This is a genomic window from Testudinibacter sp. P17/SS/0325, assembly GCF_053570765.1.
Genome location: NZ_CM131635.1, coordinates 2,495,246 through 2,512,045 on the forward strand (window position 1 = coordinate 2,495,246; position 16,800 = coordinate 2,512,045).

The 16,800-nt window shown below is 46.4% G+C and carries 12 protein-coding genes; 5 read left to right on the forward strand and 7 right to left on the reverse strand.

Annotated features, from left to right (window positions below; genetic code table 11):
- Window positions 1-3 precede the first annotated feature (3 nt).
- From gpJ to ACWA50_RS11950, 3 genes are all read left to right on the forward strand, one after another.
- Window positions 4-5,685, forward strand: coding sequence for a TipJ family phage tail tip protein (gene gpJ, locus ACWA50_RS11940; RefSeq protein ID WP_431052823.1), 5,682 nt, complete (start codon window positions 4-6; stop codon window positions 5,683-5,685).
- Between the two features lie 67 nt (window positions 5,686-5,752).
- The gene (locus ACWA50_RS11945) at window positions 5,753-6,091 is read left to right on the forward strand and encodes a hypothetical protein (RefSeq protein ID WP_431052825.1); all 339 of its coding nucleotides are present in this window, start codon (window positions 5,753-5,755) and stop codon (window positions 6,089-6,091) included.
- A gap of 117 nt (window positions 6,092-6,208) precedes the next feature.
- On the forward strand, window positions 6,209-6,346 hold the full coding sequence (locus ACWA50_RS11950; RefSeq protein WP_431052827.1) for a hypothetical protein: 138 nt from the start codon (window positions 6,209-6,211) through the stop codon (window positions 6,344-6,346).
- Window positions 6,347-6,749: 403 nt separating this feature from the next.
- Here ACWA50_RS11950 and ACWA50_RS11955 read toward each other — a convergent pair whose 3' ends face one another.
- Window positions 6,750-7,301: an NAD(P)H nitroreductase gene (locus tag ACWA50_RS11955; protein ID WP_431052829.1), complete on the reverse strand. Its 552-nt coding sequence runs from the start codon at window positions 7,299-7,301 to the stop codon at window positions 6,750-6,752.
- Window positions 7,302-7,404: 103 nt separating this feature from the next.
- Here ACWA50_RS11955 and sppA point away from each other — a divergent pair, with 103 nt between their 5' ends.
- Entirely contained in the window at window positions 7,405-9,267 is a 1,863-nt protein-coding gene (sppA, locus tag ACWA50_RS11960) for a signal peptide peptidase SppA (RefSeq protein WP_431052831.1), read from the forward strand.
- A gap of 78 nt (window positions 9,268-9,345) precedes the next feature.
- Here sppA and trxA read toward each other — a convergent pair whose 3' ends face one another.
- The 5 genes from trxA to guaB all read right to left on the reverse strand — a co-directional run bounded on the left by trxA (window position 9,346) and on the right by guaB (window position 14,832).
- Entirely contained in the window at window positions 9,346-9,672 is a 327-nt protein-coding gene (trxA, locus tag ACWA50_RS11965; RefSeq protein ID WP_449343107.1) for a thioredoxin, read from the reverse strand.
- A gap of 198 nt (window positions 9,673-9,870) precedes the next feature.
- The gene (locus tag ACWA50_RS11970; protein ID WP_431052833.1) at window positions 9,871-10,863 is read right to left on the reverse strand and encodes a 2-hydroxyacid dehydrogenase; all 993 of its coding nucleotides are present in this window, start codon (window positions 10,861-10,863) and stop codon (window positions 9,871-9,873) included.
- 149 nt (window positions 10,864-11,012) lie between these two features.
- The gene (gene guaA / locus ACWA50_RS11975; protein ID WP_431052835.1) at window positions 11,013-12,587 is read right to left on the reverse strand and encodes a glutamine-hydrolyzing GMP synthase; all 1,575 of its coding nucleotides are present in this window, start codon (window positions 12,585-12,587) and stop codon (window positions 11,013-11,015) included.
- Complete coding sequence (locus ACWA50_RS11980) at window positions 12,584-13,270, reverse strand: HAD family hydrolase (RefSeq protein ID WP_431052837.1); 687 nt, start codon at window positions 13,268-13,270, stop codon at window positions 12,584-12,586. The genes guaA and ACWA50_RS11980 overlap by 4 nt, the downstream gene beginning before the upstream one ends.
- 98 nt (window positions 13,271-13,368) lie before the next feature.
- Window positions 13,369-14,832, reverse strand: coding sequence for an IMP dehydrogenase (gene guaB, locus ACWA50_RS11985; protein ID WP_431052839.1), 1,464 nt, complete (start codon window positions 14,830-14,832; stop codon window positions 13,369-13,371).
- 186 nt (window positions 14,833-15,018) lie between these two features.
- Between guaB and ACWA50_RS11990 the strand changes: the two genes are divergently transcribed.
- Complete coding sequence (locus ACWA50_RS11990; protein ID WP_431052841.1) at window positions 15,019-16,140, forward strand: pyridoxal phosphate-dependent aminotransferase; 1,122 nt, start codon at window positions 15,019-15,021, stop codon at window positions 16,138-16,140.
- 46 nt (window positions 16,141-16,186) lie between these two features.
- On the opposite strand, the gene ACWA50_RS11995 is transcribed toward ACWA50_RS11990, so the two are convergent.
- Window positions 16,187-16,753 carry a cytochrome b gene (locus ACWA50_RS11995; RefSeq protein ID WP_431052843.1) on the reverse strand — a complete coding sequence of 189 codons (567 nt, stop codon included), beginning with the start codon at window positions 16,751-16,753 and terminating at the stop codon, window positions 16,187-16,189.
- Window positions 16,754-16,800 lie beyond the last annotated feature (47 nt).

The following is a 16,800-nucleotide window of genomic DNA, read 5'->3' on the forward strand; positions in this document are numbered from 1 at the left end:
AATATGGGTGGTAAAAAAGGCGGCAGCGCAAGAACACCGGTAGAAGCGCCGGATACACTGAAATCAGCGCAAAAATTACGGCTTGTCGGGATTGCCAGCGTCGGTGAAATCCAAGGACCGGAACATACACTCAAAAACCTTTACTTTGACCGCACGCCGGTGATGAATGCGGACGGCAGCTATAACTTCAACAATGTCGAAGTGGAATACACCGTCGGCACGCAAGACCAAGATCCGTTAAAAGGCTTCAACTATTCTGAGAAAGAAATTTCTGTCGGCACCACAATCAAGAAAAATTTGCCGACCACGCGCACCATTACTGATAAAGATGTCAGCCGCTTGCGCATTACGCTCGGCGTGCGCAGTTTGTTTCAGCAAAAGGACAATGGGGATACTGTCGGATCGTCGGTATCACTGCTGATTAAATATGGCGATCTGAGCAAGCCGGTCATAATTGACGGCAAGAGCTCCTCGCAATACTTGCGTCACATCATGCTTGAAAATCTGCCGCCGGTGCCATTTCGCGTGACCGTCGAGCGACTGACAGAAGACAGCAAATCGCAACGCTTGCAAAATGAAACCTTTTGGGGCGGCTACACCGAAATCATTGACGCTAAACTGTCCTATCCGAACGTAGCGTTAGCCGGTTTCAGCTTTGACTCTCGTCAGATCAGCAATATCCCGGATATTACCGCACTTGATCGCGGCATGATTGTCAGCGTGCCGAGCAATTACGATCCGATTACCCGCAAGTACAATGGCTTTTGGGACGGCTCATTCGTCAGAAAGTTCAGTAACAATCCGGCTTGGGTCTTTTATGATGTTGTGACCCGTGCGGATATCGGCTTGGGCGAACGTTTGGGCGTGTACGGCTGCGATAAATTTGCGATGTATGCCATTGCGCAATATTGTGATCAGTTGGTGCCAGACGGTTATGGCGGCAAAGAGCCACGCATGACCTGTAATATCTGGCAAACCGAACAACGAGACGCTTATGACATTATTTATGACTTGGCGTCCATTATGCGCGGTATGCCGGTGTGGGACGGCTCTATGCTGACAGTGGTGCAAGATCGCCCTGGCGATCCGGTTTGTACTTATACACAAGCCAATACCGTCAGCGGCTTTAAACGTGCCTACTCCGCTCTCAAAGACCGTCACACGGCTGTTGAGGTGGAGTTTGCCGACAAAGATAACCACTATGAATCTACCGTTGAATATGTTGCTGATGACGCACTGATTGAGCGTTATGGCTACAACAGCAAAAAGGTGGTGGCATACGGCTGCACCAGCCGCGGACAGGCTCACCGCCATGGCAAATGGATTTTAGAAACTGAACGGCTTGAAGTTTGTACCATTACCTTTACCGTCGGCGCAGAGGGGTTACGCAATCTTCCGGGCGATATTATTGAAATCGCTGACAACCATTTTGCAGGCACGAATATCGGTGGCCGCGTTGAAAGCATTAATGGCATGACGGTAACACTTGATCGGGAAATTGATTTCACTGACGGAATTTACTTCTGCTATGCAGCGGTGATTGATAACGCTTTGGCAAGCAAAAAAATCAAAGTGCGGTCAGTCTCTGCAGATAAAAAAACCGTTACATTGGACTCTGCCCCTGCAGGACTTGAGCCGTTGCAACAATGGACGTTGAATCAAGCCAAGGTCAGCACACAACTCTACCGTGCGATCAATATCAGTGAAAATAGCGAAGACGGCACGTTTACCATTACTGCGCTGCAGCACGAACCGCAGAAAGAATCTATCGTCGATAATGGGGCGCATTTTGAGGCGCGCGAAACTACGTTGCACAGAATGCGCCCAGCACAAGTGACTCACAGTAGCATTGCTGCTGGCACCGACGGTATCATTTTGACATGGGAGCAGCCGACCATAATTGGCACTGTCACTTACGAAGTCAAACTTTATAAAGACGGAAAAGTGTACCGCACTTATACCGATTTGAAAGAGCCTAAATTGACTTTTGAGGGTTTGCCGGACGGTAGCTACACCGCCGAAATCCGCGCTAAAAATCAGCTGGGGCAATACTCTAACCCGGTTAAAAAATCGTTTGAAATTAATCTGACGATCACGGATTTGCGTACCACATCAGAGCTGATGGCGATCAACGTTGAATGGACGTTGCCAGTCTTGGCGACTGTCGGCAATGCTACAGAGATTTGGCACGCTCGTGAGCCGAATTTAAGTAGTGCGGTCAAAATCTCAACGTTGGCATATCCGGCGACAAGCTACGTTAAAGGCAATGTCGGACTATCGGAAAAGCACTATTTTTGGGTGCGTTTGACCGATAAAAACGGTAATAAAGGCAGTTTCACTGAGGCGGTTTTTGGCGAAGCGGATCACAATCCAGATAATCTCGTTAACTATCTCAACGGACAAATTACCGAGACCGCACTTGGTAAAGATTTGATCGCACAGTTGACCGGGTTTGAAAGCGGAATCGAGGGGCTTGGAAATGACCTTTTAGCGGAAACACGCAACAGATCCGCCCAAATTTTGGCAGAAGCACAAGCGAGAAGTCAGGCGATTGCCGCGGAAGCAACTAAACGCAGTGCGGAAGTCAAAGCGGCAGCAGACAAAGCGGCTAAGGATTTACTTGATAAAGCAAAAGAACTTGGCACACAAATCAGCACTGCCCAAAAAACAGCAGATAATGCCGTATCAACAACCACAACACTGACCGCAAAACTGGATAACTTGTCTGTTGGTGGGCGAAACTACTTCTTGAATACCGCCAATATCTCAAGAACTACAATCGGCAGATCGAGTATTGAGATTAGCCCGGATTTTCTTGAAGCGATTAACCGTGAAAAAGTCTTAACACTATCTGTCGATGCCGAGGTTGTCGGCGGTGTATTAGCAACAACAGGATATAACCGGATCATCACTGAGATTAGAGTGCGTTATGAAGATGGTACTATTCAATATCACGCTGCCGCCTTGGGTAACGGATCGGCACTCAACTACAAAGGTAGATTGTCTGTAACCTCTACTATTCAAGATAAAGTTGTCACCAGTGTTGACGCAGGCATGATTCAGATTGCCATGGCGTCTGCAACTAAGTTGTATATCGGTAAAGCTAAACTCGAAATCGGCAACCTTGCAACGGACTGGACGCCAGCGCCGGAAGACAATGAAAGCGCTATCGGTATTGTTGCTGCTGCAGTTGAATCTGAAAAATCTGCTCGCGCCGAAGCCGACAAAGCCGAAGCGAAGGCACGCGAAACCCTTGCCGGACGTGTCGGCAGAGCGGAAGCAGATTTGACCGAAGAAAAACGCATTCGGATCGAAGCAGACGAGGCTCAAGCGGCTGAAAGTAAAAAGTTAGGTGCACGACTTGGTACTGCTGAAAGTACGCTAACTAAGCTCAACGAAACGGTGACGAATAATCAGCGCTCGGCAGCAACACAGTTTACTGAGATGAATAGCAAGTTTGATAATCTGTCTGTTGGCGGGAGGAATTTATTGTTAAGTACGGGAAAACTAACCGATTCTAAACTATGGATTTTTTCTAAACACGCAAATCAAACTCAGGCAGAAATGCCAAGGACTGATGATACGTTAACATTAAAATCTACAAGTGCTTTTTGGGTTCAGTATTATCAGCGTTCTTCACAAAACGCCGTGTTGTCGAATGAGTTAATCCCGGGGAAAACTTACACGATTAGTTTTGAGGCAAAAGTAAATACTTTGACTGTAGGCTATATTCGTTTTTTTGTTCGTCAGTTTTTTACAGGCGGATACGACAATGTAGCCAAATACTTCACAGCATCAGAAGTGAATAAATGGGAGATGTTTAGCTATACATTCACTTTACAAGATAAGCACTCTGCTCATTTGTATTGGCAAGTTATTTTTGAAATCAATAACGCTACGCCGGGTCAGTATGAAGTTAGAAAGCTTAAGTTAGAACGTGGCAATGTCGCAACGGACTGGACGCCAGCACCTGAAGATACCAATGCAGCGATTATTGGGACTAACGCCAAAATCACCGCACTTGAAAGCACGGTTGCAACGGCTAATCAAGCCAGTGCGACACGTTTCGGCACTATCGAAGCCTCTCTCGGTGCAAGCGGAAACTTACTGCAAAACAGTGAGTTTTTATATCCTGATAATCGTAATGTTCCGGAGGGCTATACGCTAACAAATGCAAGCGGCATTACCGGCTACCACAATCTGAAAAATGCACAGTGGACATATGCGTTAAGAGATGAAGCGGTTTTCGGCATCCGTGATAATCGTACTAATGCCGAGAATCCAACAGGTGCAACCAACAGCTACGTTAATAGTATTGCAAGATTTCCGGTGCGTGCCGGGCAGATTTTACAATTTAGCTGTTATGTAACCGGTTGGGGCTTGCGAGCTAATTCGGGTGATTTGTTGTACTTAGATTTTCGTGGCAGCAACGGCACAACTGGCGTTAGCAAAACTCGGGTTAAGAAAGGTAATTACCGATACCCATCGAACATGACGACAATAGCGACAGGCAAATTTGGACGAAAAGCGGCCGCCGATGTTTATACATCAACCACGCAATTCGAACACTTTTATTTTAACGAAGTGATTCCGGATGGCGTAGATTTTGTCAATATTGGTATCGCAATTCGCTCTAATTTCGGCACCGATAGTTATTTGTTCTGCTGTCTGCCGCAACTGTGCGAAGTATCAAGTTTAGATGCACCATTAATACCGTACACACCGGGTTCAAGCAGCGCCAAAATCACGACATTGCAATCCGCTGTCGCAACAGACAAACAAGCAACCGCAACCAAAATCACCGCAATGCAATCATCGTTGAACAATGCAACAGCAAAAATCACCGATGTACAAAAAACGGTGGCAGATGTCGGCGGTAAGCTGTCGGCAACCCGCACGCTGAAAACCGAAGCTATCGCAGGCGGACGTACGGCAATTGCTGGAATCGCAATGGGCGCAACGGCGGATAACAAAACGGTTGAAAGCTCAGTGATTGTGATGGCGAACAAGTTCGGCGTCGTCAAAAATGCCAGTGACGGGAATGTTATCAATATGCTGACAGTGGTAGATAACAAAGTAGCGATTAACGGCAGCTTAGTTGCTAAAGACTCAATACTTGGTACGCATATTCGGGCGGGTCAGACGTTAACATCGCCAAATATTAACGGCGGACAAGCCACAATAGGTACGCTTAGAATTGGAAGTGACGGCAGCATTAACAGTAATAACGGTAATTTCTTAGTTGATAAAAATGGCAATGTGACAGCAAGATCGGGAACGTTTCACGGCACTGTGTACGCTCGGAATATTGTCGGCGATGTAGTTAAAGTTTACAGCTGTGGAAGAAACAAAATCATCGTTATCCCGGCAATGGATTTTAATCGTAGCGTTATCTCACTGCCGTTTAGGTTCTCCTCTAAAGGCGGAAGAAAAGGAGCGATTCTTGGTGACGAAGGTATTTATAAGAGCGGTTGGGCAAAGGTAGAAATCAAGATGAATGGAAATATCGTTTATAGTGATGAGGCAGCCGATGAAGTCGTTTTTGACGGAGGTTTTAAATATAACGTTCCTGCCGGTCAGCAAGTAACAGTGGAATATAAGACGGAGCAACGCTCGTCGAGCACATACAAAGGAACCTCTGCCGATTTCTCACCAGAAATTAATATGCTAGTGGCTAAAAATTAAGTGTCACAATCCCATATCCGCACCCACAAAGTGCGGTTTTTTATTATCAAAAACAAGGAAACTAACCATGAAATACATCGAAAAATCAATCGAAGACGAACAAACCGGCGCAACGTGCAGCTATCATGAAATCACTGGGCTTAACATTGATTTTATCAATAATAACGCGACTGTCGTTGTTGCTTGCTATGTCAGTGCAAAAGCAAAAGCGGCGGGTAAAAATGCGCTCTCGTTTAGCTCGTTTAACCTCAATCCGCTGCCGGAAGACCGCAACGCGGTCAGCTATGACTGGGCATTAACGCAGCTAATTCAAGCGCAGCCGGAAGATTTTACGCCGGAAGATTATCTGGGTTACATTAATCCGTATGCGTTAGCCAGTGGCAAAATCAAAGATACCGCTGCTTAAATAACCTCGGCGCATTGAGTGATATATCTCACTTAGTGCGCCAATTTTTTTGTTTTTGTGTGATATAAGTAATTTTATGAAAGTTATTATGGCGGGAGTTAAGAAAGGAAAATAGTTATGGGTGTAGTGGTAGGAGTTAAAGCAAATATGATTGGTGATATTTTTGGGGATCACAATATTCCCAGAACATTCCCAAAAAGAGCTAAAAAGAGGTATTTAGTTGATATTTTGAATGGAAAAACATATAGTGGATAGAAATGCAAGTCATTGAATTTTATGTGTTTTAAATTAAGTTCTTTTTATGTCAGATAGGACTTGAAAACCGGCGAGGGTTTACGCCCTCCGTGAGTTCGAATCTCACTTCCTCCGCCACTTTTCTGAATGAAGTCGTAAGTAATGGTCGCTAAATCAATAACTTACGGCTTTTTTATTTTCTGAAATTTCTTCCAGTTCATCATTCCCTGCTATGCTTTTTGAGAAGTCAGGCAACGAGTTTGACGAGATTTTGACTTGATTTGCGTAGGTCAGTAAATGCCCTGCATTCAAGTGCGCATACTTCTGAACTATATTGATAGCTTCCCAAGTTTAAGATAGTTGCCATACAAATCGGGAAAAGTGTTGATTTGAGCAGCAAAGTACGGTTTTTCTTGGAAAGTATTTATAGGTAACTCACATACTCCGTCAAATCATAGGTCTTGGCTTTTTCCAATTTTTGCTCCGCCGTGCCCATCATCACTAACGCAATGACTTTATCCTGTTCTTCGCAGCCAAAGGCTTGGCGCAGTTCCGCGCCGTCAATCCAAGGGCCGGTCACCCACACGTTGTCGAATCCCTGTGCATTTGCCGCCAATTGCATGGCGTAGGTGGCGCAGCCGGCGGTGAGCATTTGTTCCCAACCCGGTACTTTCGGTACGTCGGTGTTAATTTTGGCGATCACGGCAATAAACATCGGCACACGATGACTGACATCCTCGGCTTTTTTCTTGCGCTCTTCGCCCAAGCCCAATTCGTCAACCGCACTTTTTAATAAACGCTCTAATACCGCTCTGCCCTCTTTTTCAATAATCACAAACCGATACGGTGTTAAACGACCATGATCCGGTGCGTGCAGCGCCGCTTGTAAAATATTATCCAGTTGTTCACCTTGCGGTGCCGGTTCGACGAGTTTTTTATTTGAACGTCTGCTCAACAACAATTCCAAAGCATCCATTTTGATCTCCGTTTCGATTTTTACATTATTCTCAGCAAATTATTGTTACAATATACCCTATTTTTATCCAATTAAGAATTATTCTTTTTTAAAGGAGAATGGAATGCGTATCTTACTGAACCTCATTAAAACGCTGTGGCGCGGCTTATGTTTTATCCGCGATATCGTGATGAATGTGGTATTTCTATTGTTTGTTTTGCTTTGCCTGAGTGTATTCGGATTAGTTATGCAAACGTCATCATCACCTGAAATCGGTGAAGGTGCTCTCGTGCTGAATCTTGACGGTTATTTGGCGGACAATCGCCCGCAAAACAGCTTATTGAGCGCTTTGCATGAATTGGATAACCAACGGATTCCGCAACAAATTTCAACCTTTGATGTGGTCGGTGCGATTCAACAGGCGACTGATGATCCGCGAATCAAAGGGATTGTATTGGATTTGAATTATTTCAGCGGCGGCGATTTGCCGTCAATGCAGTTTATCGGCGAAGCCCTGAAACAATTCAAGCGGCAAAACAAACCGGTATATGCGTTTGCCCGCACCTATTCGCAGGCGCAATATTTGCTTGCCAGTTATGCCGATAAAATTTATTTAAACCAACTTGGCGAGGTCGGCATTGTCGGCTTGGCGCAAAATAATCTCTATTTTAAATCCTTAATCGACAAACTAAAGATTACCCCCCATATTTTTCGGGTCGGCACTTATAAAGCGGCGGTCGAGCCGTTTATGCGTGATAATATGTCAAACGAAGCGCGCGCTAATACCGCACTTTGGTTAAACCAAATGTGGCAAAATTATCAACGAATTATTGCGGAAAACCGAAATATTTCACCAAGTGCGGTCTTGCCCAACGCCGATGTCTTTTTAGAAAAACTGAAAGCCGTACAGGGCGACAGTGCGCAATATGCGCTACAACAAGGGTTGGTTGATGAAGTGAACAGTGATTGGGAAATTCAAAATCAATTGATTAAGCAATTCGGCTATGACCCGAATCAACACAGCTATAACCAAGTCGCATTTACCGACTATCTCGCCAGCCTGCCGGATCGCACCAACTACCTGAAGCAGGATAAGATTGCGGTCGTCAATGTGGAAGGCGAAATTGTGGACGGCATGAGTGATGACAGTGCCGGCGGCGACAGCATTGTGGCGCAGCTGCAAGAGGTATTCGATGATCATAATAATGTAAAAGCGCTGATTTTACGGGTTAATTCGCCGGGCGGAAGTGCGTTCGCTTCGGAATTGATTCGCCAACAATTACAACAAATCAAACAACAAGGGATTCCGATTGTGGTTTCCATGGGTGGCATGGCAGCGTCAGGCGGCTATTGGATTGCCGCCGAAGCGGATTATGTCATTGCCGATCCAAATACCATCACCGGTTCTATCGGCATTTTTGCGGCATTGTTTACCTTGGAAAACACCTTGAAAAATTGGGGAATCAACAGCGACGGCGTCAGCACCGGTCCGTTAAGCGAATTGTCTTTATTGCAAAAATTGCCGCCGGAAGCCAATCAAATGATCCAACTGACCATCGAAAACGGCTATGATAAATTTTTAACTTTAGTGGCTAGCGGGCGCAAGCTAAGCAAGCAGCAAGTGAATCAGATTGCGCAAGGGCAAGTTTGGCTGGGGCAAGATGCGTTAAACAAAAAACTGGTTGATGAATTGGGCGATTTTAACACTGCCGTTGCGGCTGCGGTTAAATTGGCTAATCAGTTGCAAGCCGAGGGCGAACCTCAATTTGAAACGTTACCATTACAGTGGTTTGTGGAAGAACCGCAAGGCTGGCTGAAGCAGATTCTCAGTCGCGGCAAGAGCGACGTACAAAGTGCGGTATTGAATTTCCTAGGTTTGGCTCCGCAACAAAACAAACAATTGAAAAACGCAATCGGGGTGTTAAAACAATTGAACGACCCGCGCGGACAGTATATTTATTGTCTGGATTGCAGTGTGAGCTATTAACCGCACTTTTATCCCAAAACACAAAAACCCTTGTGTGAAAACACAAGGGTTGGTTTTAAAGCCAATAATTAAGATTTATCAGGCAATGGCTTTTTCAATTAAGCTGATTAATTGGTTTTTCGGCAATGCACCGACTTGGGTTGCCGCCGGTTTACCTTCTTTGAATACCACCAATGTCGGAATGCTGCGCACCCCGAATTTTGCCGCAACTTGTTGGTTTTCATCAACGTTGATTTTAACCACTTTCACTTTACCGTCTAATTCGACTGCCACTTCATCCAAAATCGGGGCAATCATTTTGCACGGCCCGCACCAAGGCGCCCAGAAATCCAATACCACCGGGAGACTTGATTGCAAAACTTCACTTTCAAAGCTGGCGTCGGTTGCGTGTACTACTTCACTCATTTTATTTTTCCTTAGTTGGTCTGTTTCAGTTTGTTTAAGATAAGCACTTCCGAACTGATTTTCAAGCCGTATCGTTAAATAATCCTATAACTTGTTTACCCTTTTTATATAAAAACAATATAAAACAAAGAGTTAAATCAAGACACTCTTATCTATAAAATTAATTCGCATAAAATCAATATTTTAACACAATGAAGGTTATGCTTTAACTTCATTCGGGCTTTCAATGTTACGCACTAAATCGGCAATATTATGCAGTGTAACCTCAGCAATGCTGGTGATCGCTTCCTCGGTTAAAAATGCTTGATGTCCGGTCATCAGTACATTATGTGACGCTGCCAATAATGAGAACGTATCATCTTGAATCACATCGTTTGATTTATCCTCAAAGAACAAATCACGCTCATTTTCATACACATCAATGCCCAAGCCGCGAATTTTACGGGTTTTCAATGCTTGCAGCGCATCTTCGGTATTTAGCAGTGAGCCACGGCTGGTATTGACGATCAAGACACCGTCGCGCATTTTCGCAAATGCTTCACGATCGAGCATGTGGTGATTTTCTGCGGTTGCCGGACAATGTAAGGTGATGACATGGGATTGCGCGTACAGGGTATCCAAATCCACATATTCCGCGCCCAGTTCGACCGCACTTGGGTTGATAAACGGATCATGAGTCAGAATATTCATGCCGAAACCTTTCAGAATCCGCATGACCGCAATCCCGATTTTGCCACTGCCGATCACGCCTGCGGTACGCCCGTGCATATTAAAACCTATCAAGCCCTCGAGCGAGAAATTTGCGTCTCGCGTACGGTTATAAGCTTTGTTAATCCGACGGTTTAACGCCAACATCAAGCCGACGGTATGCTCCGCCACCGCTTCCGGCGAATACGCCGGCACCCGCACCACTTTCAACCCGAACTCTTTTGCCGCTTGCAAATCCACGTTATTAAAACCGGCGCAACGTAATGCCACAAATTTTACGCCAAGCTTAGCCAATGCTTGTAACACCGCCCGATTCGCCACATCATTCACGAAAATACAGACTGCGTCCGCGCCTTCCGCCATTTTAACCGTGCGTTCATTCAACAAAAAATCATAGAATTCCAACTCAAAACCGTACTTCACATTGACCAATTCCAAATAATTTTTGTCATATTTTTTGGTGCTATAAACCGCAATTTTCATCTTCTTTCTCCCCATTAATATTGGCATTCAATGTAACAAAATTTGATAAATTCAACAATAGTTGAATTTTGTAACCGCACTTTGTAGTTAATCATGCGCCAATTAACGAAAGCCTCAAAAAATCGAGGCTAATCATTTGATATAAAAGCTTATTCCCACTCAATCGTCGCGGGAGGTTTTCCACTTATATCATACACCACGCGTGAAATGCCGTTCACTTCGTTGATAATACGGTTGGAGATTTTACCCAATAAATCATACGGCAAATGCGCCCAATGGGCGGTCATAAAGTCGACGGTTTCCACCGCGCGAATCGAAACAACCCAGTCGTATTTGCGCCCGTCTCCCATGACGCCGACCGATTTCACCGGCAGGAATACGGTGAAGGCTTGGCTGACTTTATGATACCAATCGGCTTTGTGCAGCTCTTCAATGAAAATTGCGTCGGCACGGCGCAGAATATCGCAATATTCTTTCTTCACTTCGCCCAATACACGCACGCCCAAACCCGGCCCCGGGAACGGGTGGCGGTATAACATCTCGTATGGCAAGCCTAACGCCAAGCCGATTTTGCGCACTTCGTCTTTGAACAACTCTTTTAACGGCTCGACCAAGCCCAATTGCATGTAATCCGGCAAACCGCCGACATTGTGATGTGATTTGATGACATGCGCTTTACCGGTTTTCGAGGCGGCGGATTCGATCACATCGGGATAAATCGTGCCTTGCGCCAACCATTTCACATTGGTTTGTTTATGCGATTCTTCATCGAATACATCAACGAAAACTTTACCGATCACTTTGCGTTTCGCTTCCGGATCGGATACGCCCGCCAGCTCGTTAAGGAAACGATCTTCGGCATTGACACGGATAATATTCAAACCGAATTTATCACCGAACATCGCCATCACTTGCTCCGCTTCGTTTAAGCGCAACAAGCCGTTATCGACGAACACACAATGCAGTTTTTTGCCAATCGCACGGTGCAGTAAAAGTGCGGTCACGGAAGAGTCCACACCGCCGGACAAGCCTAAAATCACTTCGTCCCCGCCCACTTGCCGCTTAATCCGTGCCACCGCGTCTTCGATAATATTTTCCGCCGTCCATTCGGTGGCGCAACCGCAAATGCCGACCACAAAATTGGTTAATAATGCCAAACCGCTCTTGGTGTGCGTCACTTCAGGGTGGAATTGCACGCCGTAGAAACGTTTCTCTTTATTCGCCATCGCCGCAATCGGGCAGGAGTCGGTTGCGGCGGAAATCTCAAAGTGCGGTGGCACTTTAGTCACTTTATCGCCGTGGCTCATCCACACATCCAATAACGGCTGTTGTTGTGCTGACAAGGCATTTTGTAAATCTTTAAACAATCCGTTAGACTGTACCACTTCAACCGCCGCATAACCGAACTCGCGGTGATCGGACGTTTCGGTCAAGCCGCCCAACTGCATTGCCATGGTTTGCATACCGTAGCAAATCCCCAACACCGGCACGCCGGCATTGAACACATAGTCCGGCGCGCGCGGGCTGTCGTCTTCGGTGGTGCTTTCCGGCCCGCCGGACAAAATAATCCCGCTCGGATTAAACTCACGGATATCCTGCTCGGAAACGTCCCACGCCCACAGTTCGCAGTACACCCCGATTTCACGCACTCGACGGGCGATCAGTTGCGTATATTGCGAGCCGAAATCTAAAATTAAAATTTTATGTTGATGAATATTACTCATGCATTGTTCTCTACGGTTGGGGTGAATAGTGTTTTAATAATGGTTAAAATGTCCGTCATATCTTTGCCTTGATAATCCGCCAAAGACTGATCGATTGCCATACGGGTTTCTTCGTAAGCAATCACCGGAATACCGGCTTGTTTCGCCGCGATAATGCCGTAATAAGAATCCTCAATCGCCACCGCACGTTGTGCCGCTACCCCCAATTTTTGCAAGGTATATTGGTAAATTTCCGGGTGCGGTTTGCTGTGTTCAAACTGCTCGCCGCTGACAATCAGATCGAATTCATCAATAATGCCGCAAGCAGTTAAGATCCGCTGAATATGCGCCAAAGCAGACGATGAAGCTACCGCCAATTTAATCTTATTGGCTTTGGCATACTGAATAATCTGCTTAATCTCTTGGCGAAAAATGGTTAAGTAATCAATAGGATCGAAAATATTATGGAAAAAGACCAAATAGCGTGCGCGAATGTCGTCTAACGGCAACGAAGAACCGCTCAGTCGTTGCATAATCTCAGGAATATCTTTCAGTGATTTACCGGCAACCTGCGAATATTCCTGATGGCTAATCTCGCGATCATGTTCTTGAATGTCGCGAATAAACGTTTTTTGCAACGCAAATTCGACATATTCACTATCAACAATCACACCGTCCATATCAAAAATAATCGCTTGTAGCATTTGAGTTGTCCTTATTGCGTGAAACATTCGCTCATTTTATCGCTCACCTTTCCGCTCAGTACAATGAGCGGAAAGTGATTAAGGCGCTGTATTAGACATTAACCCATACGATAATTCGGGGCTTCTTTGGTGATCGCCACATCGTGCACATGGCTTTCTTTAATGCCTGCGCCGCTGATTCTGACGAATTCCGCTTTGGTACGCAGTTCTTCAATCGTGGCACAGCCGGTTAAGCCCATACATGAACGTAAGCCGCCCATTTGTTGGTGAATGATCTCTTTCAGAAAACCTTTATACGGAATACGCCCTTCGATCCCTTCCGGCACCAGTTTATCGGCGGCATTATCCGATTGGAAATAGCGGTCGGACGAGCCTTTGGTCATCGCGCCCAATGAACCCATACCACGATAAGCCTTGAACGCTCTGCCTTGATATAGCTCGATTTCGCCCGGCGCTTCTTCCGTGCCGGCGAACATCGACCCCATCATCACGCAGGACGCTCCGGCGGCAATCGCTTTTGCCAAATCGCCGGAATAACGGATCCCGCCGTCGGCGATTACCGGAATGCCGCGCCCTTGCAAGGCTTCGGCAGCGTCGGCAATCGCCGTGATTTGCGGCACGCCAACACCGGTGACGATCCGGGTGGTACAAATTGATCCCGGTCCGATCCCGACTTTAACCGCACTTGCACCCGCGTCAGCCAACGCAATCGCGCCGGCGGCAGTGGCAACGTTACCTGCCACAATCGCGAGATCCGGATATTTGGCACGGGTTTCACGCACCCGTTGCAACACGCCTTCGGAATGCCCGTGCGAAGAATCGATCAGCAACACATCAACCCCGGCTTCAACCAAGGCGGCGATCCGCTCTTCATTGCCCGGGGCGGCGCCGACCGCCGCACCGACACGCAAACGCCCGAATTTGTCTTTACAGGCATTCGGTTTGCTTTCGGCTTTTTGGTAATCTTTCAGGGTGATCATGCCGACCAGTTTGAATGCGTCATCAACCACCAGCACTTTTTCAATGCGGTGGGCGTGCATTAAGGAGAAGGCTTCTTCGCGCGGCTCGTTTTCTTTCACCGTGACCAAGCGCTCTTTCGGAGTCATCACCGAGGTAACCGGGCGATCGAGATCGGTGACAAAACGCACATCACGTCCGGTCACAATTCCGACCAACTCGCCGCTTTCGGTGGTGACCGGATAACCGGCAAACCCGTTTTTCTTGCTCAACACTTCCAAATCACGCAAGCTCATGTCAGGGCGAACCGTGATCGGATCGCTCACAATCCCACTCTCAAATTTTTTCACACGACGCACGCGATCGGCTTGGCGTTCGATACTCATGTTTTTATGAATAAAGCCGATACCGCCCTCTTGTGCCAGAGAAATTGCCAGTTTTGCTTCGGTAACGGTGTCCATCGCCGCCGATAACACCGGAATATTCAGGCGAATGTCTTTAGTCAGTTGGGTAGATAAATCAGCCGTATTCGGCAGAACGGTAGAATGGGCGGGAAGCAGTAACACATCGTCGAAGGTCAGGGCTTCTTTGGCGACTCTCAGCATTGCAATATCTCTCTTTTTTGAAAGGGTGGAAAAAATGAAGGTAAAAATATTGCGCTTGGATTATACAGATCTTCACTCGAATTGTGAATTTTTTATTTTGCTTTTTTCGCTGTTTTGCACTTGAGCTCACTCGGGTATTACCGTAGCATGACAACAATTTTTTATGTGTATTTTAAGGGGAAAATCATGCGCTATGACAAAATGAGTGCGTTTATTGTAATGGATATTGTGCGTGAGGCGGGCAAATATCCGAATGCCATTCATTTTGAAATCGGACAGCCTGATTTGCCACCGTCGCCGAAGGTGAAAAATGCACTGCAAAGTGCGGTTGAAAATAACCACTTCAGTTACACCGAAAGTTTAGGCTTGCGCGCCCTGCGTGAAAAAATCTGCCGGCATTATCAGACCACCTATCAAGTCACGATAGCCCCCGAGCGCGTGCTGCTCACGCCCGGCACCAGCGGCGCGTTTCTTATCGCTTATGCGCTGACCTTAGCCAAAGGCGAAAAATTGGGGCTGACTGATCCCTCCTATCCGTGCTACAAAAATTTTGCCTACATGATGGAAGTCGAACCGCACTTTATGCCGGTGGACAAAAGCAGTTGCTATCAATTAACCGTGCCGCAGTTGCAAGCGCAATCTGAAAAAATCCGTGCCTTACAGATTTCTTCGCCGGCAAACCCGACCGGCAATATTTACAGCGCCGAAAATCTGCAAGCCCTCAATGACTATTGCCGCCGACATCAGATTGCTTTTATTTCCGACGAGCTGTATCACGGTTTGGTCTATGAAGAGCACGCCGCCACCGCACTTCAATTCAATCCTGACGCCTATGTGATCAACGGTTTTTCCAAATATTTCTGTATGCCGGGCGCGCGCTTAGGTTGGATTATCGTGCCGGAACACAACGTGCGCGAGGCGGAAATTATTGCGCAAAATATCTTTATCTGCGCCCCGAGTTTGAGCCAATACGGCGCATTGGAAGCCTTTGATAACGCCTATTTAGACCAAATCCAAATCACGTTCCGCCAGCGACGGGATTATCTGTATAACGAATTAAAACAACTCTTTACCATCGAGTTTAAACCGCAAGGCGCGTTTTATCTGTGGGCGGACGTGTCGCGTTACACCGATGACAGCTACCAATTCGCCAAAGACATGCTGGCTGAAATCCAAGTCGCCACTACCCCGGGAATCGACTTCGGCACAAACGGCACAAAGCACTATTTACGTTTCGCCTACACCCGCGAAATTGCGCATATGCGTGAGGGAATCGAACGGTTGAAGCGGTGGTTAAAAAACAAATAGCACTAAGGGTAGCTGCCTGCTACCCTTTATCGCTTATCAATTCATTTTATGCGTTATTCTTAAAACCCAGCATGCGTTTTAAGGTGTTATCTTTGTCGATGACGTGATGTTTCAATGCACCGGCAATGTGTAACAAAATGGCGCCCAGCATAATCGGCAGCAAACTTTTGTGAATTTCATTGGCTACGCCGGCTAAAGTACCATTGACTGCCTCACGTTTTCCATCCACTAAATTGGCGGAAATCAGATCTAAGCCGAACAGCTGCAAACCTTGTCCGCCGCCGTAAGACATCAGCATGCCTGAGATCGGGAACGCCAAGGTGCCGAGAATTAAGATCCAATGGATCAATTTTGCCAGTATTTGTTCCAAACGATTATGCTTGCCGGTCGGTTGCGACCAACCGTTTTTCCAACGCCACAACACGCGGATCACAATGAAAATAAAGATAAAAATGCCCAAGGATTTATGCGTCGGGTATAAGTCGTAACTTGCGGTTTCGCCCATATATACGCCCAACGCCATTAAACCGATGATGAAAATCGCAATCAACCAATGGAGTGATAACGTGATATGTGAGAAACGCTCCGGCGTATCTTTCATTTTTGAAGCCATAAAAATTCCTAACTGTGTTAATAAAACGTAAATTCGGCGCACATTGT

Bases quoted from the DNA above. Each gene is read 5' to 3' on its own strand.
- gpJ (WP_431052823.1), top strand. From the start codon at position 4: ATGGGTGGTAAAAAAGGCGGCAGCGCAAGAACACCGGTAGAAGCGCCG.
- ACWA50_RS11945 (WP_431052825.1), top strand. From the start codon at position 5,753: ATGAAATACATCGAAAAATCAATCGAAGACGAACAAACCGGCGCAACG.
- ACWA50_RS11950 (WP_431052827.1), top strand. From the start codon at position 6,209: ATGGGTGTAGTGGTAGGAGTTAAAGCAAATATGATTGGTGATATTTTT.
- ACWA50_RS11955 (WP_431052829.1), bottom strand. From the start codon at position 7,301: ATGGATGCTTTGGAATTGTTGTTGAGCAGACGTTCAAATAAAAAACTC.
- sppA (WP_431052831.1), top strand. From the start codon at position 7,405: ATGCGTATCTTACTGAACCTCATTAAAACGCTGTGGCGCGGCTTATGT.
- trxA (WP_449343107.1), bottom strand. From the start codon at position 9,672: ATGAGTGAAGTAGTACACGCAACCGACGCCAGCTTTGAAAGTGAAGTT.
- ACWA50_RS11970 (WP_431052833.1), bottom strand. From the start codon at position 10,863: ATGAAAATTGCGGTTTATAGCACCAAAAAATATGACAAAAATTATTTG.
- guaA (WP_431052835.1), bottom strand. From the start codon at position 12,587: ATGAGTAATATTCATCAACATAAAATTTTAATTTTAGATTTCGGCTCG.
- ACWA50_RS11980 (WP_431052837.1), bottom strand. From the start codon at position 13,270: ATGCTACAAGCGATTATTTTTGATATGGACGGTGTGATTGTTGATAGT.
- guaB (WP_431052839.1), bottom strand. From the start codon at position 14,832: ATGCTGAGAGTCGCCAAAGAAGCCCTGACCTTCGACGATGTGTTACTG.
- ACWA50_RS11990 (WP_431052841.1), top strand. From the start codon at position 15,019: ATGCGCTATGACAAAATGAGTGCGTTTATTGTAATGGATATTGTGCGT.
- ACWA50_RS11995 (WP_431052843.1), bottom strand. From the start codon at position 16,753: ATGGCTTCAAAAATGAAAGATACGCCGGAGCGTTTCTCACATATCACG.